Source organism: Bradyrhizobium sp. USDA 4538, assembly GCF_024171045.1.
GTDB classification, from domain to species: domain Bacteria; phylum Pseudomonadota; class Alphaproteobacteria; order Rhizobiales; family Xanthobacteraceae; genus Bradyrhizobium; species Bradyrhizobium australafricanum.
In genome coordinates this window covers 6,171,183-6,189,406 of sequence record NZ_JALJZE010000001.1, presented here as the reverse complement: position 1 = coordinate 6,189,406, position 18,224 = coordinate 6,171,183, and the positions used below count along the sequence as shown (strand labels likewise).

Genomic DNA, 18,224 nt, shown 5'->3' with positions numbered 1-18,224 from the left:
CCGCCTTAGACCGAGGCGTCGTCATCTGGCCGAACTCGAACTAGCGCAACCGTCATCCTGAGGTGCGAGCGGAGCGAGCCTCGAAGGATGCACGGCCCGTCTGTGGCCGATTCATCCTTCGAGGCGCGCAAGAGCGCGCACCTCCCGAGCGAACGCAAACGCGTTCGTCCGGGGATGACGGGGAAATATGTGAGTGCGCTTGCTCGATTCACGATCATTACCCCCTCACACCCCCAAATACGCCTGCTTGATGGTGTCGCTCGCCGCGAGCTCCGCCGCTGACCCGGCGGCGCGGATGCTGCCGGCTTCCAGCAGATAGGCGCGGTCGACCACGCGCAGCACCTGCTGCACGTTCTGCTCGACGATCAGCACCGTCAGCCCGCTTGAGCGGATGCGCTTGACGAGCTCGAACACCTGCTGCACCACGACCGGCGCGAGGCCAGCCGACGGCTCGTCGAGCAGCAGCAGTTTCGGGTTCGACATCAGCGCACGGCCGATCGCGCACATCTGCTGCTCGCCGCCCGACATCGTCCCGGCCATCTGGTGCTGGCGCTCCTTCATGCGCGGAAACAGCTCGAACACGAAGTCGAGCCGCTCGGCGTAATGCGCGCGGGCACCGGGCATGTAGGCGCCCATCTTCAGGTTGTCGGCGACGGTGAGCCGGGGAAACAGCCGGCGATTTTCCGGCACATGCGCGATCCCGAGGCTGACGATGCGATGCGGAGGTGTCGCGATGACGTTCACGCCTTCCATCGCGATCGTGCCCCTGATCGGGCGGATCAACCCTGAGATCACCCGCATCAGGGTGGTCTTGCCGGCGCCGTTCGGGCCGATCACGCCGACCGCTTCGCCCGCCTTGACGTCGAGACTGACGTCGAACAGCGCCTGGAAGCTGCCATAGCCCGCGTCGATCGATTTCAATTCCAGCATGCGCTCACGCCCCGATCCGGCGCCGCGCCTGGGCTGCGGCCGCGGCTGCGAGGCTCGCATCCGCATCGGTGCCGAGATAGACCTCGATCACTCTTGCGTCGCCGGCGACATCGGCCGGCAGGCCCTCGGCGATCTTCTCGCCGTGATCGAGCACCATCACGCGATCGACCACGCGCATCAATACGCCCATGATGTGCTCGACCCAGATGATGGTGATGCCGAGCTCGTCGCGGATCCGGCGCAGCATGTCGGCGGCCTGGTCCATCTCGGCCTCGTCAAGGCCGCCAAGGCTCTCATCCGCGAGCAACAGCTTCGGGCCGGTGGCGAGCGCCTTGGCGAGCTCGAGCTTCTTCAACCCGGCGGCGCCCAGGCCCTCGACGCTGGCGTGACGATCGGTCGGCAGCCCGACCATCGCGAGCGCCCGCTCGGCCGCCTCCTCGGCCTTGCCGCGGCTGTGGCGGCCCTGGCCGTAGAAGCCGGCGAGCACGACGTTCTCGAAGATGCTGAGGCGATGGAACGGCCGCGGGATCTGGAAGGTTCGGCCGATGCCACGGTTGATGATCCGGTGCGGGGCGAGCCCCGCGATCTCGTGGCCGTCGAACAGGATCGAGCCGGAGGTCGGCGGCAGCGTGCCCGACAGCATGTTGAAGATCGTGCTCTTGCCGGAGCCGTTCGGGCCGATCAGGCCGAGGATCTCGCCCTGCTCGACGCGGAACGACACGTTGTTGACGGCACGAAAGCCGCCAAACCGCTTGACCAGGCCTTCGACGGCGAGCACGGCAGTTCCCTTCGCGAGCGAGCTATTTGTAGCTGTAGGTGGTGCCGGCCGGCAGCGGCAGCTCGGTCTCGCGCTGCATCTGGCTCTTCGGCCACACCACATAGGATTTGTCGTCGATATATTGCAGCACCACCGGGAACGAGCGCGCGTTCTGCCCGGCATACTGCTCTCCCTCGCCGTAGAACTTCACGCCGTAGCCGAGCATGGTGCCGCCCTCGGGTATGTCGGTGTCGAGCGCGGCCTTGCGCAGCGCATCCGGATCGACGCCGCCATACTTCTTGATCGCGCGCGGCAAGACGTCGTCGAGGAAGACATAGGCGTTGGCCGCGCCGATGCCGACATGGGCGGATCGGATCGGCACGCCGGGCTTCAGCCGGTCAAACTCCTCGCCGACCATCTTGATGACCGGCGGCAGCTTGGGATCCATGTTCTTCTGGTTGGCAAGCCAGATCGAGATCGGGTCGGTGTTGAAGAGATAGTTGGCGTCGGTGCCGAGCCCTTCCTTCAGCTTTTCGTAGACGCCGTAGCCCGCGCCATGGCCGACAATGGCGCCGAACTTCAATCCCTGCTCGCGGGCCTGGCGGAACAGCAGGGTAATGTCCGGATTGTAGCCGGTGTGGAAGATCACGTCGGGCTTGGCGCGCTTCAGCTTGGTCACCAGCGCCGACAGATCGGGCGCGGTCGCCGAATAACCCTCCTTGAGCACGATGTTGAAGCCGGCCTTCTTGGCGCCGGCCTCATTGCCCTTGGAGACGTCGACGCCATAGGCGCCGTCCTCATGGATGATGGCGACGCGGAGATCCTTCGGCTCCTTGCCGAACTTGGACATGGAGTATTGCGCGATGAAGTCGGTCGTCATCATGCCGTACTGGTTGCCGGCGGCCTGCGGACGGAACACGTATTTGTAGTTCTTGCCGTCGAACACGCCGGAGGAAATGCAGGTCGTGATCCACATGAACTTCTTCATCTGCTCGACCCGCGCCGACACCGGCACGCATTGCGCCGAGGAGAAGAAGCCCATCACCATGTCGACCTTTTCCTGCTCGAGCAGCCGGACGGCCTCGTTGATCGCGATGTCGGGCTTGCTCTGCGCGTCGGCATAGACGGCCTCGACCTTGTAACCCTCGACGCCGGTCTTGGCGTAATGGTCGAGCATGATCTTGACGCCGGTGTATTGCAGCTCGGAGCCGCCGCCGGCCAGCGGGCCGGTCAAATCGAAGATCACGCCGATCTTGATCTTCTTGTCCTGCGCATGCGCTGCATTGGCCACAGCAAGCGCCGCAAGCGCGACAGATAGACCCGCAAGCCAGCGGGCAGCCCTCCTGACCGGCATGAATCCCTCCCCAGAGATTGTGCACTGCATTTTTTGTTGTCGTGCGACCCTATCACAGGGGGAGCGGCCGATGATGTCAAGCGCGATGGCTGCGTCCGCACCGCGCAGGCTTGCGCAAAGTTTCGGCGGAACGGTGCCGACGCGCGGTGCTCCGGCGTGCGCTTGGCCGCGGCAATTTATCCGCGGGGCCGTTCCATGCCGGCCCGTTTGATGGCCGTGAGCAAAATATCGCTGTCCGAGACAAGAAAATCGATCAGGCGCTTGGCTGCTTCCGGCGCTTGCGCGTCGCTGACGATCGCGGCCGTGAAGGTCTGGACCAGCTGGAGATCTGGCGGCAGCAGGCCGACAACTTCGATGCCGCTCTCCTGAACCAGTTCGCTGGTCGGGCCGATCGAGAGATTTGCCTTGCCTGCTCTCAGCGCTTCGGCCGCCTCGGTTCCGCGTGTCTCGAGGGTGAGCCTGACCGTGTCCGGCAAGTTCAACCTGGGGAAAACCTTGTCGCGGACGTACTGTCCGCTCGTGCTGCTCGGCGCCACCACCTCGCCGACGTCGATCAAAGCCTGCCTGAGCGCGACATCATTGCCGATGTCCGGCTTGCGAGAGCCTGCTCGAACCGCCGCGGCCAAAGGTGCCGTCGCCAGTCCGGCTTCCGATCCCGCACGAATTCGGCCGTCTTCGGTCAGACTTCGAAGCCCCTCGCGCGAAAGGATCACCACATCCGCTTTGGTGCCGTTCGCAAGCTGGTGCCTGATCGTCTTCGGACCGGTGCCCTCCGACGCGCCCGATCCGGTCTGCACCCTGATGCCCGTGCTTCGCTCGAATTCAGGCAGCACGTCGCGGTAGACCGCGGCGAATCCACCCGAAATGATGACCTTGATCGTGTTGGGGCCATCGGCGATTGCCGGTGTCGATGCAGCGGCAGCGGTGCCTTGCTCGGTCATTGTGCCTTGCTCGGTCATTGCGCATTCCTTTGCCTAGGCCGGCAGCTGCGTCTCGATGAACGCGGTGACGAAGCGCGGCATTGCAGGAGTGATATCGGCGCGGCTGCGCACCAGATGGATGCCGGCAAGCTCCGGATTTGCCTGGCGCGCGAGATTGGCCTCGATCCGCTCCCGCAGCGCGTCACCAGGCATATCGACGCGCAGGATCTGCATCATCGCAAGCGCAGGCCCGGTGTAGATGCAGTGCCAGTCGGCGTCGCCGCGGCAATCCGACGGCAACAGTCCCGTCTCCTCCTCGAGTTCGCGCATCACGCTGCCGGCGATATCGACCGTGTCGCCCCTGATATCGTCGAGATCGGGCGTGCCGGAGGGAAAATAGATGCGCCCGGCATTCGCGGTCTGCTCGCCCATCACCCCGCACAAGAAGGCGCCGTCGCTGGCGAGCAGCGCACCCATGCCGAAACCGTTGAACACCTCGCTGTCCGGAAAGCCCCAGTCGCGCCAGGCGAGGAAGCTCGCGAAATCGGTCTCGAAATAGCTCGCGCTGAGCCGCTCGCCGGCGAAGACCGGATCGCGCCCGAGCAGGACGCGGCCGTTCCACAGGTTCGGGTTCAGCCGCTGCTGCTCGGCGAAATGCGCGTCAATCTCGACGCGCCGCTCGTCCGCGAACGGCCAACGACGCCGCTGCAAGGCAAGGTCGAGCGCGGTGACACGACAAATGAGCGGAGACTGCATGTCCGTACGCGTTTACTTTCCGCTTCCGGTGGTCTTCTTGGCCTGATCGACGAACTTGTTGGTGTAGGTCTTGGTGACGTCGATGCCGGCCTTCGCGACATCGGGTGACCCTTCGCTGAACACCGCGAGCACAGCTTCCGCGCCTTTGGGGTCCATCTTGCCGGTTTCCGAATACATCGGAATCGTGTTCTTCAGCGCGGCGAGATACTGCGCCCTGTTCTTGCCGACGATCTCATCCGGCATCTTGGCCATGATGTCCTCGGCGCTGTGCGAATGGATCCACGCCAGCGTCGCCATGATCGCATTGGTCAGCGCCTGCACCTCCTTCTCGTGGCCGTTGACCCAGGCCGCTGTCGAATACAGGGCGCCGCCGGGATATTCGCCGCCGAACACTGCAAGCGTATCGTGCTGGGTGCGGGTGTCGCTGAGAATTTTGAGGTCCTTGTAGCTGCCCTGCAGCACGGTAACGGCAGGATCGAGCATCACGGCAGCATCGATCTGGCCCTGCTCCATCGCCGCGACCGCGGTGGCGCCGAGACCGACGCCGATCACGGCGGCGCCGGCCGGATCGAGGCCGTTCTTCTTGAGCAAATACTTCAAGAAGAAATCGGTCGAGGAGCCCGGCGCGCTGACGCCGACCTTTTTGCCGGCGAGATCCTTGATCGAGTTGATCTCGCCGGTGTGCTTCGGCGACACCACCAGCACGAGGCCGGGATAGCGGTCATAGACCACGAAGGCCTGCAGCTCCTGCTTCTTGGCCGCGAGATTGACGCAGTGGTCGAAATAGCCGGAGACGACGTCGGCGCTGCCGCCGAGCACGGCCTTGAGCGCGTCCGAGCCGCCCTTGAGGTCGACCAGTTCGACCGCAAGCCCGGCCTTGTCGTATTCGCCAAGCTGCTTGGCCAGCACGGTGGGCAGATAGCACAGGCAGGCGCCGCCCCCGACCGCGATGGTGATCTTGCTTTGCGCCGCGGCAAGGCCCGTGTACAGGGTCAGCGCCAACAGCATTCCGGCAAGCTTGCCAAGCAGTTTGTTCATGACGTCCTCCGTTCGACTGGCCGGCAAGATAGAGGAGCCGGCAGGCCTTGAGAAGGCGACTTTCCGACAGCTGGTCAAGCCTGCGGGGGCGGCATAGCATCGCGGATACAAGAAAACGCAGAAGAAGCGCCAAAACCATAAGCACCAAGAATACTTCAAGGGAAACATCAAGGGAGGTCTTCATGAATCGTATTGCAACCGCGCTGTCGATCGCTACCGCCTTTGCCGCGGGCTGTGGCATCACCCATTTGCTGCGGCCGGCGCTCGCCGCCGAAAACATCACGGCGCAGGTCATCCACACCGGCGAGATGGAGGGCGACAAGCTCGGCGACGCCAACAAGGTCGGCTTCCGTTCCAAGATGTTCGTCTCCGCCGACGGCGCCACCGTCTCTATCCAGGACGGCAATGTGCCGAAGCACATGCATCCCAACACCAACGAGATGCAGTTCGTCCTCGAAGGCACCGGCACGGTCTGGCTCGGCGACAAGGAAGTGACGGTGAAGCCGGGCGACCTGATCGTGATCCCGAAGGGCACGCCGCATGGCGGCACCAAGCCGAACGGCCGCGCCATCAAGGCCATCGCGATCAAGACGCCGCCGCAGGCGCCGGATGATACCAAGCTGCTGGATTGATTGCGGCCATCCTCAACGTCATTGCGAGCGAAGCGAAGGCAATCCATCTCTCCGGATAGGCGGACCCATGGATTGCTTCGTCGCTTCGTTCCTCGCAATGACGAAAGTCGCGCGCGCGCCAGCGCCGGTTCCATGACATGACACTTGACAGATAATTCACTTGCCTCAAGTTCGTTCGCTCCATAGTATGACGATCGTCATTTCATAGAAAGCTAGACTCATGAGCCTGGACGATCACCCCACGGTCAGGGCTGTGCGCGCTCGCAGCAGCGAACCGGTCCGCGACGTCCCGGTTTCATCGCAGCTGATCAAGGACATCGCGCGCAGATGCGGAGCCGACGATGTCGGCATCATCGAGTTCGAACGGACCGCCATCGCGCCGCAGCGGGACTTCATTCGCAAGGTCTATGGCCGGACGCGCTCCCTGCTCGCGATCGTCTGCCACATGAACCGCGAGCCGGTGCGCTCGCCCTCGCGCTCGGTCGCCAATGAGGAATTCCACAGCACCTACGATCACGTCAACGAAACCGCGCGTGCCATCGTTCGCGCGCTCGACGAGCACGGCATCCCGGCCTGCAACTCGGTTGCCGCGTTCCCGATGGAGATGGACCTGCCCAGGATCATGATGGTCCAGCACAAGCCGATCGCGGTGGAAGCCGGTCTCGGCCGCATGGGAATCCATCGCAGCGTCATCCACCCGAAATTCGGCAGCTTCGTCCTGCTCGGCACCATCCTGCTCGGATGCGAGGTCGACGCGCATGACCACCCGATCGACTACAATCCCTGCCTGGAGTGCAAACTGTGCGTCGCGGCCTGCCCAGTCGGCGCCATCAAGCCGGACGGCGGCTTCGATTTCCTGTCCTGCCACACCCACAACTATCACGACTTTCTCGGCAACTTCTCGCAGTGGGTGGAGAAGGTCGCGGATGCAAAGGACGCAAGGGATTATCGCGCCCGCGTTCCCCGCACCGAGACGCTAAACATCTGGCAATCGCTGTCGTTCAAGCCTGGCTACAAGGCGGCCTATTGCATTTCGGCCTGCCCGGCCGGCGAAGACGTGATCGGCCCCTTCCTCCACGATCGCGACGCCCACTTCTCCGATGTGGTGCAGCCGCTGATCGACAAGGACGAGTTCGTCTACGTGATCCCGGATACCGACGCTGAGGACACGGTGACGCGGCGCTTTCCGCACAAAAAGCTTCAGCATGTCACGTCCGGCCGCCATACCGGCAGCCTGCAGGCCTATATCTTTTCGCTCTCGCTCGGATTCCAGCGCGGCAGGGCCCGAGGTCTGGATTTCGTGACGCATCTGCGCTTCACCGGCACGAGCGCGCGGGACATGACCGTTGCGATCAAGGGCAAGGATCTCCAGGTCGTGCCGGGACGGCATGTCGGAGAGGCGGCTCTGACCATCACCGCCGATACCCAGGCCTGGCTGCGCGTGCAGAACCGCGACCTCGAACTGGCCGACGCGATTGCCGCGAAGCTGGTGAGCTACAGCGACGAAGCATTGTTCGCCGCCTACATGCGGTGCTTCCCGCTCTGAGCCGCAGCGTAGATGCGTAGGGTGGCTTACGCCTTCGGCTATCCCACCCTACGCATCCTACTGCGCTGCTTCTTACTGGGCGGGATGGACCAGCTGTTCGAGATCGGCAATCAACCCCGGCCCGGTCGGCTGCCATCCAAGCTTCCTGCGCGTCTGCTCGCTGGAGGCCGCCATGTCGTATGCAGCGAACGTGCCGAGCCAGCCAAAGAAGGCTTGCGCCTCTTGCGGGGCGATGGATTTGACCGGCAGCTTCAGCCGCCGTCCGATCGTTTCGGCAATATCGCGCATCGAGACCCCCTCTTCGGCGACGGCGTGATACCTTGCGTTCGGCTCAGCCTTTTCGATGGCCAGCCGGTAGAGACGCGCCACGTCGAGAACATGCGCCGCCGGCCAACGATTTTGCCCGTCGCCGAGATAGGCGCACACGGCCTTTTCGCGGTACACCGCGATCAATGGGGTGATGAGACCCTGCCTGACAGGATCGTGGACCTGGGGAAGACGCATGGCCGACGCGCGGACGCCCTTTAGCGACAAGGCTGTCTGTTCCGACACGCGGGGGAATGGGAAATCCGGCGATATCGTTTGGTCCTCAGTCGCGATCTGGCCGGGCGCGGCCAATCCCGCCAAGCCCCCGGTCACGATCAGCGGCCTGTCCGATCCGGCCTGAACAGAACCCAGCGCTTCGATGGCGCAGCGGTCGATCTCGCAACTCTTCGCGAAATTGGACCAGTCGTGAACGAAGCCCAGGTGAATGACGGCATCCGACGCGCTTGCCCCCTTGCGCAAGCTATCAAGGTCCTCGAGCGAGCCGCGAAGAACCTCCGCGCCAAGGGCAGAGATCGCGTTCGCCCCCTCGTCCGAACGGGCCACACCAAGAACCTGATGTCCGGCGGCGATCAGGTCCTTGACGACGGGCGTGCCGATGAATCCGGTGGCACCAGTGACGAACACACGCATGAGGAAGTCTCCAGGTTTCGTTGGAGACAAATCTGGCCCTGCGCGCTATCCTGTTAAAGTAGTGACCTTATCATGGTATAATAGCTAACAGGATGAGCGAACCGCTCGCGCAAGAGAACCTGCTCGGCGCCTACCTGAAGGACCGCCGCAGCAAGCTCGATCCGGCCGTGTTCGGCTTTCCGCCGGAGCGGCGGCGCACGCCGGGCCTGCGCCGCGAAGAGGTGGCGCAGCGCGCCAACATCAGCGCGACCTGGTACACCTGGCTCGAACAGGGCCGCGGCGGCGCGCCCTCGGCCGATGTGCTCGACCGCATCGCGCGTGCGCTGATGCTGACCGATGTCGAGCGTGAGCATCTGTTCCTGCTCGGCCTCGGCCGCACGCCCGAGGTGCGCTACCAGAAGAGCGAAGGCGTCACGCCCCGGCTGCAGCGCGTGCTCGACGCGCTGGAGCCGCGCCCCGCCGTGATACGCACCGCGACCTGGGATATCGTCGCCTGGAACCGGGCCGCGACCGTGATGCTGACGGACTACGGATCGCTGCCGCCGCGCGAGCGCAACGTGCTGCGCTTCATGTTCCTCGATCCGCGCGTCCGCGCCGCACAACATGACTGGGCCAGCGTGGCGCGCTTCGTGGTCGGCGCCTTCAGGGTCGACGCAGCACGTGCCGGCGCCGCTGCCGAGGTGCAGCCGTTCGTCGACGAGCTCTGCCGGCTCAGTCCGGAATTCGCGGCGCTGTGGCGCGACAACGACGTGCGAACGCACGGCGAAGGCGTCAAGCAGCTCCGGCATCCGATCCTGGGCCCGGTCAAGTTCGAATATTCGGCGTTCGCGGTCGACGGCCGACCCGACCTCAGCATGATCGTTTACAATCCGATCGACCCCGAGGTGGCGGAGAAGATTCGCGGGTTGATGAACACCGCACCCGGGAAATGAACGGACATGATCGTCGGCGCCGTACACGAAGCGAAACGCGAATTGAAGCGCTCCTTTGATGCGACCTATGGTATAGTGCGCCACCACCGAGCCAACGGTGGATGGGAGAAGATAGCCATGAAAGCCTCGTCACTTTGCGTCGCAGGCCTAGCTGTCGCAATCGTTTCGATTGCATCTGCGAATGCTGAGAACAAGCGCAAACTCATCACGCAGGCCGCCGCGGAAACACACCCGTCTGGTTGCTCCGTCACCAGCAGTTGGCCCAATCCGGCGCCGGTGCCGTGCGCGCCACGTCTCGTCCAACGTTTCCACAGTTACAACGAATGCCGGGAATTCCTGCTCAAGTTAGGCCACGATAGCTGGGGCACCTCATGGTGGTGCACCAGTCAAGGATACAAGACCTGATGCTTTCGCGTCGCGAATGCGGAGAGGCCACCAACGCTGGCGGCCTCTTTCGTTCGGGACGCGCCAAGCTTGTGCCCTAGTCCCGCGTCACCGGCGTTGGCCGCCACACCAGCAGCCGATTCTCGACCATCGTCACGCCCATGTCGATCAGGATGACGAAGGCGGACAGCACGAACATGCCCGCGAACACGCCGGCGACGTCGAAAACGCCCTCGGCCTGCTGGATCAGGTAGCCGAGGCCGGCTGCGGAGCCGAGATATTCGCCGACCACCGCGCCGACCACCGCGAAGCCGACCGAGGTGTGCAGCGAGGAGAACATCCAGGACAGCGCCGACGGCCAGTAGACGTGGCGCATCAGCTGCCGCTCGTTCATGCCGAGCATGCGGCCATTGTCGAGCACCGTGGTCGGCACTTCCTTGACGCCCTGGTAGACGTTGAAGAACACGATGAAGAACACCAGGGTTACGCCGAGCGCGACCTTGGACCAGACGCCGAGCCCGAACCACAGCGCGAAGATCGGCGCCAACACCACGCGCGGCAACGCGTTGACCATCTTCACATAGGGATCGAACACCGCGGCGACGCGCGGCTGCCGCGCGAACCAGAAGCCGACCAGAATGCCGCCGGCCGAGCCGATCGCGAAGGCGAGGATGGATTCCCACAACGTGATCGCGAGATGCTTCCAGATCACCCCGGTCGAGAACCATTTCACGATCTGGCTGAAGACGTCGATCGGATTGGAGAAGAAGAACGGCGGCAGCAACACCTTGCCGAACACCGGCACGGTGGAAAAGACCTGCCACAGCGCCAGCGTGACGACGGCGACCAGAACCTGCAGGGACAACAGTGTGACGCGCGACATCAGGCAGCTCCCGCCTGCGTCGACTGGACATAACCCTTCATCACCTCGTCCTTCAGCACGCCCCATATCTCGCGGTGCAGGGCATGGAAATCCTTCTCCATCCGGATCTCGGCGATGTCGCGGGGCCGCGGCAGCGTGATGCGCCAGTCGCCGATGATGCGCGCGGAAGGACCGGCCGACATGATCACGACGCGATCGGCCAGCGCGATCGCTTCCTCGAGATCGTGGGTGACGAACAGCACCGCCTTGCGGTCAGCGCTCCACAATTCCAGCAGCAGATTGCCCATGATCTGCCGGGTCTGGGCGTCCAGCGGACCGAACGGCTCGTCCATCAGGAGGATCTTCGGATCGCGGATCAGGACCTGCGCCAGCGCGACGCGCTTGCGCTGGCCGCCCGAGAGCATGTGCGGATAGCGATTGGCGAAGGCGCCGAGCCCGACCGAGGTCAACCATTTCTGCGCGCGCGCGAGCGCCTCGGCGCGCGGCGTGCCTGATATCTCGAGCCCGATCGCGACATTGTCGATCGCGGTCTTCCAGGGGAACAGTGCATCGGCCTGGAACAGGTAGCCGGCATCACGGTTGAGGCCGCTCAGCGGCTTGTCGAAGATCCTTGCCGTTCCGGCCGCGGGCTTGAGCAGCCCGGCCGTGACGTTAAGTAGCGTCGATTTCCCGCATCCAGTCGGTCCGACAATGGCGACGAACTCGCCATGATCAACCGAAAGATTGGCCTGTTCGACCGCGGTATAGACGCGTCCATCCGCCAACCGAAACGCCACCGTCGCACTGTCAAGCGCGACCGCCGTCGGCTCCGTCATCGCCACGCATCCCTCCCGAACTTTCCGAGATGGCTTAGCGGTTCGGGCGGGCAAGTCAACGCAGGAAGATGGCCTAGCAAACAAGGCTGTGGTCACGCGATTTTCAGACAGGCCAGGGTTGCTCAATTGCGCAACCGGGTTGCGCATTGCGCCGACATCGTCGAGGCTGCGGACCAAAGCGACGGACAAGGCGACAATCATGCGGATCGCAGTGGTGGGCGCCGGAGGCGTCGGGGGCGGCTTTGGTGCGGCGCTCGCGCATGCCGGCGCGGACGTCACCTTTATCGCGCGCGGCGCTCATTTGGCCGCCATGCGCAGCGAGGGGCTGAAGGTTCAGGGCGGCCGCGGCGAAACCCATCTGGTCCCGACCCAGGCGACCGACGATCCGGCAAGCGTCGGCCCGGTCGATATCGTGCTGTTCTGCGTCAAGCTGTGGGACGTCGAGAGCGCCGGCCAACACATCAGGCCGATGGTTGGCCCCGACACCGCGGTGATCCCGCTGCAGAACGGTATCGACGCGCCCGACAGGCTGGTCCCGATCCTGGGACGCAACGCCGTGATGGGCGGCGTGGCGCAGATCTCGGCCTCGATCATCAAGCCTGGCGTCATCAACCAGGTCGGCACCTTCATGCGCATGATCTTCGGTGAGCTCGACGGCCGCATCACACCGCGCGGCAAGGCGCTGCTCGATCTCTGCCTGAAGGCCGGCTTCGACGCGACCTTGAGCGAGCAGATCAACACCGAGCTCTGGATGAAGTTCGTCGGCCTCGCCACCAATGCCGGCATGACCGCGGTCACGCGGCTGCCGATCGGCAAGCTGCGCGACGATCCCGATTTGCGCCCGCTCTTCGTATCGGCTTGCGAGGAGATCATCGCCGTCGCGCACGCCAGCGGCATCAAGCTGCCGCCGGATGCGCTGACGAAAGTGCTCGACTTCATCGGACACGCGCCGCCGGCGATGAAGGCCTCCATGGCGCTCGATCTCGAGCGCGGCAACCGGCTCGAACTGCCGTGGCTGAACGGCAAGGTGGTCGAGCTCGGCCGCAAGCTCGGCGTCCCGACGCCGACGCACGACATGCTCTATGCGGTGTTGAAGCCCTATGCGATGGGCGCGCCGTCCTGATAGCCCAGCAGAACCGAAATCTGCCGCCCGGCCTCGCGCACCAGCTTTGAATATTCCAATAGCTTCCGCTCGTCGATGCGCGCGCTCGGTCCGTAGAGGCCGACCGAACCGACCACCTCGCCGCGGTGATCGAAACACGGCGCGGAGACGGCGACCGCGCCGGCGAAGATCTCGCCATGGCTGGTCGCATAGCCGTTGCGCCGCGCAAAGCTCAGCGCGTCCTCGAGCCGCGCACGGTCCGCGCTCTTTGCAATGCTGGCAAGAAGCGCGGCTTGCCGCTTCGGGTCCATGAAGGCCAGCATCGCCTTGCCGGTCGATCCCTGGATCAAACTCAGACTGTGGCCGACGCCTCGGCTGATCGAGAGCACGTGACGGCTCTCGCATTCGAGGATGCAGATGCCGCGATCGTCCTGCTCGCGGAACAACGCTGCGGTCTCGCCGGTCGCCTCGCGCAGGCCCTCGACGACCGGGCGGGCGATCGCGACCACCTCGAGACCCTTCAGCCACACATGGGCCAGCTTCATCACGCCGTGCGACAGCCGGAAACGCTGTGGGTCGCCTTCGGCCTGGATCAGGTCGCGCTGCGCCAGCGTCTGTAGCAGGCGATAGAGCGTCGGCCGGCTCAACCCGACCCGCTTCTGGATCTCGATCACGCTCATCGCCGGCTGATCCGGCGTGAAGCATTGCAGGATCGCGATGGCGCGGTCGACCGCCCGCACGCCTGACGCCCCCTGCTCGGCGTCGTGAACTTCCGCCTTCGGTTTCTTTGCCATCCGTCTACATCCGCAAAATCGGCAGGGGCGCGCTGCATCCAGCGCGCTTGACCAATCGGCCCGCGCGGCTAGTATCGCAAATTATGAGAATAATGTCCACTAAATGGACACGTGAAAATCGACGGGAGGATTGGAATTGCTGCAGACAAACGCCTCGCGCAGATCGGCCGCCGCCGCGATCGCCACGCTGATGCTTTCGGCGCCGCTGGCGCACGCCGCCCCCGACGGCTCAGGCATCTCGGACGGCGTAGTGCGGATTGCGGTGCTGGGTGACTACGGCAGCGGCCGCGATCTCGGCGGGCCGGGCTCGGTGACCGCGGCCAAGCTTGCCGCTGAGGATTTTCACAACAAGGTGCTGGGCAAGCCGATCGAGATCATCTCGGCGGATCACCAGAACAAGCCCGACGTTGCGGTCGGGATCGCGCGGCAATGGTTCGACGTCGAACACGTCGACGCGGTGACCGATCTCGCCGTGAGCTCGGTCGGACTCGCCGTCGCCGGCCTTGCAACGCAGAGCAACCGCACCGCGCTGGTCTCGGGCGCCGCGACGTCCGATTTGACCGGCGACAAATGCTCGCCCGTCGTCACGCATTGGGCCGACGACACCTACGCACTGTCGGCCGGCCTGGTCGGCGAGCTGAGCCGCCGCGTCGGCAAGGAATGGTTCTTCGTCGCGGTCGATTACTCGTTCGGCACCGCGATGGTGAAGGATGCCTCGCGCGCGGTGACCGATACGGGCGGCAAGGTGATCGGCGCGGTGCGCTATCCCTTCAACACCACCGACTTCTCATCCTTTTTGCTGGCCGCGCAGAGCTCCGGCGCCAAGGTGGTGGCGCTGGCCGGCACCGGCGCCGACACCGTCAACGCGGTGAAGCAGACCCACGAATTCGGCCTGCAACAGGGCGGGCAGACCATCGTCGGCATGCTGACCTTCATCTCCGACGTCCATTCGATCGGCCTGCGCGACGCGCAGGGCATGTACATCGCGTCCCAATATTACTGGGATGACGACGACGGCACCCGCGCCTTCGCCAAGCGCTTCATCGAGATCGAGAAGCGCGAGCCGACCAAATTGCAGGCCGCGACCTACGCCGCCGTGCGCCATTATCTGAAGGCGATCGAGGCCGGCGGCAGCGACGAGGCGAAGGCGGTGAATGCCGAGATGCGCAAGCTGCCGGTCGATTTCTTCGGCCGCCCCGCGCACATCCGCAAAGACGGCCGCGTCGTCTACGACCTCTCGCTCTACCGCGTGAAGAAGCCGGATGAGAGCAAATATCCCTGGGACTACTACCAGAAGATCGCGGCCATCCCCGGCGACAAGGCCTTCCGCCCCGAGGGAACGGGCGGCTGCAAGCTCGACAAGTAGGACGCACCATCATTCACCGCGACTGACGGTCGCGCAGGCCAGACAAGGAGGAGCCGATGCCGCTTCGCAACGATTTCGATCAGCTTGTTGACGTCAAGGGTGGCTTCATCAGCCGCGAGATCTTCGTGGACGCCGATATCTATCGGCAGGAGCTCGACAAGGTCTTCACCCGTGCCTGGCTGCTGGTCGGGCACGAAAGCCTGGTGCCCAATCCCGGCGATTTCTACACGTCGCGGATGGGCGAGGAATCCGTCATCCTCTGCCGCGACAAGAAGGGCGAGATCCACGTCTTTCTCAATTCGTGCCGGCACCGCGGCATGAAGGTGTGCCGCTACGAGCAGGGCAACACGTCATTGTTCACCTGCCCCTATCATAGCTGGACCTACACCACCGACGGCAAGCTGCAGGGCGTTCCGCTGCACCGGACGCTGTACGACGGGGTGCTCGACCGCGACGCCAACTCGCTGGTCTCGGTGGCGAAGCTCTGCAACTACAAGGGCTCGATCTGGGCGACCTGGGACAAGGACGCGCCCGACTTCATCACCTATCTCGGCGATGCCAAGGTCCATCTCGACCAGGCGCTCGACTGCCGCGACGGCCGCGAGGGCGGCTCCGAGGTGATCGGCGTCCACAAATGGGTGTTCCCCGCCAACTGGAAATTCGCTGCTGAGAATTTCCTCGGCGACACCTATCACAATCCAAGCCATCGCTCGGTCGACCTGATCGGCATCGGGCCGAGCGCTGCCGCCGGCAAGAAGGGCCGCCGCGACGACGAGCTGGAGAAGGCACAGCACGTCTGGATCAGCTTTCCGGAAGGCCATGGCGTGCACAGCGCGATCCAGCCGGAGGCCAATGAATATATCGAGTCCTTCCTCGACAGCCCGATCCTCGAAAAATACTTCCGGCACTGTTTCGAGGAGCGCAAACGGCGGCTCGGCGAAGGGGCGCGGCTGCTGCCGTTCGTCGGCACGATCTTCCCCAACACCTCCTATCACGGCCGTCAGCCGCGCGGACTTTGCGCCTGGCATCCGCACAGCCCGACCTCGACCGAAGGCTGGCGCTTTTTCCTGGTCGACAAGGATGCGCCGAAGGAAGCCAAGGAATATCTGCGCCGCTACTACATGCGCTACTCCGGCCCTGCCGGCATGACCGAACAGGACGACATGGAGAACTGGCTCTATGCCACCGCGGCGAGCACCGGCACGGTGGCGCGGCGCTATCCCTTCAACTATCAGCAGTCGATGGGCGCCTACGTCACCGATCATCCGCTCGGCGGCGATGTCTCGACGCAAGTCACCGAGCAGATCGCGCGCGGCTTCTATCGCCGCTGGACCACCTACATGCAGGGCGGCGACTGGCACGAGTTGCTCGGATCACCCGCTGGCAACCGGCAGGCCGCAGAATGACCGCGCCCGCAAAAACCGTCCTCGTCAGCGGGGGCACCTTCGGCATCGGCCGCGCGATCACGCTCGGCCTTGCGCGGCGCGGCCACGCGGTGGTCGCCTTCGGTCTCGAGGCGGCGCAGGTCTCGAGTACCGCGCAGAACGCCATTCCGGCCCTGCGCGAAGAGCTTGATCGCGAAGGGCTCTCCGCCGAATTGATGGAAGCCGATGTGTCGCAGGCCGGCGATGTCGCCGAGGTGGTCGCGCACGCGATGGCGCGGTTCGGGCGCATCGACGGCGTCGTCAACAACGCCGCGATCGGCCCGCTCGGCACGGTGCTCGACACCGACGAGGCGCTGTTCGACCGGATCATCGCCGTCAATCTGAAAGGACCGTATCTGACTAGCCGCGCCGCGATCCCGCACGTGATCGCGCAAGGCGGCGGCTCGATCGTCAACATCGGATCCGGCGCCGGCTGGGGCAAGCCGAACATGGCGGTCTACAGCGCGAGCAAGGGCGGCGTTGTCGCGCTGAGCGCAGCGATGGCCTACGACTTCTTCCACCAGCGCATCCGCGTCAACACCGTGATCCCCGGTGGTGGCGGCATCGTCAGCGGCATGAGCCTCGGCCGTGTCGGCGGCGATGCGGCGCGTTTCGGCAAGGGCGCGCCGGGCACCGCCGCGGGCCGCGTCGCCGCCGGTGACGACATCGCCAATGTGGTCGCCTTCCTGCTGTCGCCGGAAGCGGAAACGCTGTCCGGCACCGTGATCGATGTCGGGTGCTTCGCCCAGCAGGGCGGACCGATTCCGCCAAAGACGGCGCTCTGACAACCCTGCGATGCCTGATGAGGAGATAGCGATGACGACGACCGTTCAGGATCAGGACAAACGACAACACGCCGGCAACGCTGCGATCGAGCGATCGGCGGCCTACTACCGGCTGAAGGCCGATGTCGAGGATTTCTACTACCACGAGGCCGATTTGCTCGACGACCGGCGCTTCCGCGACTGGCTCGAGCTACTCACCGACGACATCAGCTATTTCATGCCGATCCGCCGCAACGTGAAGTTCGGCCAGCAGGCCGCGCGCGAGAACACCAAACGCGGTGAAGGCATCAGCTGGTTCGACGAAGACAAATGGACATTGACCAAGCGGGTCGAGCAGATCCTGACCGGGGTGCACTATGCTGAGGAGCCGCTGTCGCGGATCACGCATATGGTCAGCAATGCGCAGATCAAGGGCGCGCAGCCGGATATCGATGCGGCGCGCGAGCTGGATGTCACCAGCCGCTTCCTCGTCTACCAGAACCGCGTCGAGTACGAGACCTACATCTTCGTCGGCCGCCGCAACGACGCGCTACGCTTGACCGACACTGGCTGGAAGATCGCGCGGCGCGAGATATTGCTTGAACAGAATATCCTGCTGGCCAAGAATCTCACGACGTTCTTTTGAGCGGGTCCAAGGATTGCAAGGGTAGCGATGATTGACGTGATGGCGATCAAGGTCGGGACGCGGCTGAAACTTGAGGCCGGCGTCGTCGCCGAAGTGGTGGAGAACATGGACGACGGCCAGTGGCTGCAGGTGCGTTATCTGGAGTGCCCTGCCCGGCCCGCCGACGTTGGCACGGTGGAGCTGTGCCACGCCCAGGACGTCATCAAGGTGCTCAGCGAGTAGTC

At 64.4% G+C, this 18,224-nt stretch carries 20 protein-coding genes; 10 read left to right on the top strand and 10 right to left on the bottom strand.

From position 1 onward, the window contains the following. Nucleotides 1-225: 225 nt before the first annotated feature. The 6 genes from J2R78_RS28055 to J2R78_RS28030 form a co-directional block, all read right to left on the bottom strand. Nucleotides 226-930: an ABC transporter ATP-binding protein gene (locus J2R78_RS28055; protein ID WP_253607624.1), complete on the bottom strand. Its 705-nt coding sequence runs from the start codon at nt 928-930 to the stop codon at nt 226-228. 4 nt (nt 931-934) lie between these two features. Continuing rightward, nucleotides 935-1,708 (bottom strand): ABC transporter ATP-binding protein, encoded by a 774-nt coding sequence (locus J2R78_RS28050; RefSeq protein WP_050385458.1) that lies wholly within the window; start codon nt 1,706-1,708, stop codon nt 935-937. A gap of 22 nt (nt 1,709-1,730) precedes the next feature. Next, the gene (locus J2R78_RS28045) at nt 1,731-3,041 is read right to left on the bottom strand and encodes an ABC transporter substrate-binding protein (RefSeq protein WP_057015073.1); all 1,311 of its coding nucleotides are present in this window, start codon (nt 3,039-3,041) and stop codon (nt 1,731-1,733) included. Nucleotides 3,042-3,217: 176 nt separating this feature from the next. After that, nucleotides 3,218-4,000 (bottom strand): substrate-binding domain-containing protein, encoded by a 783-nt coding sequence (locus J2R78_RS28040; protein ID WP_253607623.1) that lies wholly within the window; start codon nt 3,998-4,000, stop codon nt 3,218-3,220. Between the two features lie 15 nt (nt 4,001-4,015). Further along, nucleotides 4,016-4,717 carry an NUDIX hydrolase gene (locus J2R78_RS28035; protein WP_253607622.1) on the bottom strand — a complete coding sequence of 234 codons (702 nt, stop codon included), beginning with the start codon at nt 4,715-4,717 and terminating at the stop codon, nt 4,016-4,018. Nucleotides 4,718-4,729: 12 nt separating this feature from the next. Next, the gene (locus J2R78_RS28030; protein WP_253607621.1) at nt 4,730-5,755 is read right to left on the bottom strand and encodes an ABC transporter substrate-binding protein; all 1,026 of its coding nucleotides are present in this window, start codon (nt 5,753-5,755) and stop codon (nt 4,730-4,732) included. A 182-nt stretch (nt 5,756-5,937) separates the two neighbouring features. On the opposite strand from J2R78_RS28030, the gene J2R78_RS28025 reads away from it, so the two are divergent. Together J2R78_RS28025 and J2R78_RS28020 are read left to right on the top strand one after the other, a co-directional pair. Further along, nucleotides 5,938-6,387 carry a cupin domain-containing protein gene (locus tag J2R78_RS28025; protein WP_225162591.1) on the top strand — a complete coding sequence of 150 codons (450 nt, stop codon included), beginning with the start codon at nt 5,938-5,940 and terminating at the stop codon, nt 6,385-6,387. Nucleotides 6,388-6,607: 220 nt separating this feature from the next. Beyond that, nucleotides 6,608-7,933 carry a 4Fe-4S binding protein gene (locus tag J2R78_RS28020; protein ID WP_253607620.1) on the top strand — a complete coding sequence of 442 codons (1,326 nt, stop codon included), beginning with the start codon at nt 6,608-6,610 and terminating at the stop codon, nt 7,931-7,933. 72 nt (nt 7,934-8,005) lie between these two features. On the opposite strand, the gene J2R78_RS28015 is transcribed toward J2R78_RS28020, so the two are convergent. Then, nucleotides 8,006-8,890, bottom strand: a complete 885-nt coding sequence (locus J2R78_RS28015; protein ID WP_253607619.1) for an SDR family oxidoreductase — start codon at nt 8,888-8,890, stop codon at nt 8,006-8,008. Nucleotides 8,891-8,982: 92 nt separating this feature from the next. Between J2R78_RS28015 and J2R78_RS28010 the strand changes: the two genes are divergently transcribed. Beyond that, entirely contained in the window at nt 8,983-9,822 is an 840-nt protein-coding gene (locus J2R78_RS28010) for a helix-turn-helix transcriptional regulator (protein ID WP_253607618.1), read from the top strand. A gap of 6 nt (nt 9,823-9,828) precedes the next feature. Continuing rightward, entirely contained in the window at nt 9,829-10,227 is a 399-nt protein-coding gene (locus J2R78_RS28005) for a hypothetical protein (protein WP_253607617.1), read from the top strand. A gap of 76 nt (nt 10,228-10,303) precedes the next feature. Here J2R78_RS28005 and J2R78_RS28000 read toward each other — a convergent pair whose 3' ends face one another. Both J2R78_RS28000 and J2R78_RS27995 read right to left on the bottom strand, forming a co-directional pair. Next, nucleotides 10,304-11,089 (bottom strand): ABC transporter permease, encoded by a 786-nt coding sequence (locus J2R78_RS28000; protein WP_253607616.1) that lies wholly within the window; start codon nt 11,087-11,089, stop codon nt 10,304-10,306. Next, nucleotides 11,089-11,904 (bottom strand): ABC transporter ATP-binding protein, encoded by an 816-nt coding sequence (locus J2R78_RS27995; RefSeq protein WP_225162586.1) that lies wholly within the window; start codon nt 11,902-11,904, stop codon nt 11,089-11,091. The genes J2R78_RS28000 and J2R78_RS27995 overlap by 1 nt, the downstream gene beginning before the upstream one ends. A gap of 199 nt (nt 11,905-12,103) precedes the next feature. Between J2R78_RS27995 and J2R78_RS27990 the strand changes: the two genes are divergently transcribed. Next, a complete protein-coding gene (locus J2R78_RS27990) occupies nt 12,104-13,027 on the top strand; it encodes a ketopantoate reductase family protein (protein ID WP_253607615.1) in 924 nt (307 codons plus the stop codon). Here J2R78_RS27990 and J2R78_RS27985 read toward each other — a convergent pair. After that, the gene (locus J2R78_RS27985) at nt 13,003-13,800 is read right to left on the bottom strand and encodes an IclR family transcriptional regulator (RefSeq protein WP_253607614.1); all 798 of its coding nucleotides are present in this window, start codon (nt 13,798-13,800) and stop codon (nt 13,003-13,005) included. The two genes, J2R78_RS27990 and J2R78_RS27985, sit on opposite strands and share 25 nt — an antisense overlap. A 130-nt stretch (nt 13,801-13,930) precedes the next feature. Here J2R78_RS27985 and J2R78_RS27980 point away from each other — a divergent pair, with 130 nt between their 5' ends. Genes J2R78_RS27980 through J2R78_RS27960 form a run of 5 tightly spaced genes read left to right on the top strand, consistent with a single transcriptional unit; the run spans nt 13,931 to nt 18,222 of the window. Further along, on the top strand, nt 13,931-15,166 hold the full coding sequence (locus J2R78_RS27980) for an ABC transporter substrate-binding protein (protein WP_253607613.1): 1,236 nt from the start codon (nt 13,931-13,933) through the stop codon (nt 15,164-15,166). Nucleotides 15,167-15,222: 56 nt separating this feature from the next. After that, nucleotides 15,223-16,572: an aromatic ring-hydroxylating dioxygenase subunit alpha gene (locus J2R78_RS27975; protein ID WP_253607612.1), complete on the top strand. Its 1,350-nt coding sequence runs from the start codon at nt 15,223-15,225 to the stop codon at nt 16,570-16,572. Next, a complete protein-coding gene (locus J2R78_RS27970; RefSeq protein ID WP_253607611.1) occupies nt 16,569-17,375 on the top strand; it encodes an SDR family NAD(P)-dependent oxidoreductase in 807 nt (268 codons plus the stop codon). The genes J2R78_RS27975 and J2R78_RS27970 overlap by 4 nt, the downstream gene beginning before the upstream one ends. 31 nt (nt 17,376-17,406) lie before the next feature. Next, nucleotides 17,407-18,000, top strand: coding sequence for a 3-phenylpropionate/cinnamic acid dioxygenase subunit beta (locus J2R78_RS27965; protein ID WP_253607610.1), 594 nt, complete (start codon nt 17,407-17,409; stop codon nt 17,998-18,000). Nucleotides 18,001-18,039: 39 nt separating this feature from the next. After that, nucleotides 18,040-18,222, top strand: a complete 183-nt coding sequence (locus J2R78_RS27960) for a hypothetical protein (protein ID WP_035632139.1) — start codon at nt 18,040-18,042, stop codon at nt 18,220-18,222. Nucleotides 18,223-18,224 lie beyond the last annotated feature (2 nt).

Coding starts and splice junctions, on each gene's coding strand:
- J2R78_RS28055 (WP_253607624.1), bottom strand. CDS start 930: ATGCTGGAATTGAAATCGATCGACGCGGGCTATGGCAGCTTCCAGGCG.
- J2R78_RS28045 (WP_057015073.1), bottom strand. CDS start 3,041: ATGCCGGTCAGGAGGGCTGCCCGCTGGCTTGCGGGTCTATCTGTCGCG.
- J2R78_RS28040 (WP_253607623.1), bottom strand. CDS start 4,000: ATGACCGAGCAAGGCACAATGACCGAGCAAGGCACCGCTGCCGCTGCA.
- J2R78_RS28035 (WP_253607622.1), bottom strand. CDS start 4,717: ATGCAGTCTCCGCTCATTTGTCGTGTCACCGCGCTCGACCTTGCCTTG.
- J2R78_RS28030 (WP_253607621.1), bottom strand. CDS start 5,755: ATGAACAAACTGCTTGGCAAGCTTGCCGGAATGCTGTTGGCGCTGACC.
- J2R78_RS28025 (WP_225162591.1), top strand. CDS start 5,938: ATGAATCGTATTGCAACCGCGCTGTCGATCGCTACCGCCTTTGCCGCG.
- J2R78_RS28020 (WP_253607620.1), top strand. CDS start 6,608: ATGAGCCTGGACGATCACCCCACGGTCAGGGCTGTGCGCGCTCGCAGC.
- J2R78_RS28015 (WP_253607619.1), bottom strand. CDS start 8,890: ATGCGTGTGTTCGTCACTGGTGCCACCGGATTCATCGGCACGCCCGTC.
- J2R78_RS28010 (WP_253607618.1), top strand. CDS start 8,983: ATGAGCGAACCGCTCGCGCAAGAGAACCTGCTCGGCGCCTACCTGAAG.
- J2R78_RS28005 (WP_253607617.1), top strand. CDS start 9,829: ATGATCGTCGGCGCCGTACACGAAGCGAAACGCGAATTGAAGCGCTCC.
- J2R78_RS28000 (WP_253607616.1), bottom strand. CDS start 11,089: ATGTCGCGCGTCACACTGTTGTCCCTGCAGGTTCTGGTCGCCGTCGTC.
- J2R78_RS27995 (WP_225162586.1), bottom strand. CDS start 11,904: ATGACGGAGCCGACGGCGGTCGCGCTTGACAGTGCGACGGTGGCGTTT.
- J2R78_RS27990 (WP_253607615.1), top strand. CDS start 12,104: ATGCGGATCGCAGTGGTGGGCGCCGGAGGCGTCGGGGGCGGCTTTGGT.
- J2R78_RS27985 (WP_253607614.1), bottom strand. CDS start 13,800: ATGGCAAAGAAACCGAAGGCGGAAGTTCACGACGCCGAGCAGGGGGCG.
- J2R78_RS27975 (WP_253607612.1), top strand. CDS start 15,223: ATGCCGCTTCGCAACGATTTCGATCAGCTTGTTGACGTCAAGGGTGGC.
- J2R78_RS27970 (WP_253607611.1), top strand. CDS start 16,569: ATGACCGCGCCCGCAAAAACCGTCCTCGTCAGCGGGGGCACCTTCGGC.
- J2R78_RS27965 (WP_253607610.1), top strand. CDS start 17,407: ATGACGACGACCGTTCAGGATCAGGACAAACGACAACACGCCGGCAAC.
- J2R78_RS27960 (WP_035632139.1), top strand. CDS start 18,040: ATGGCGATCAAGGTCGGGACGCGGCTGAAACTTGAGGCCGGCGTCGTC.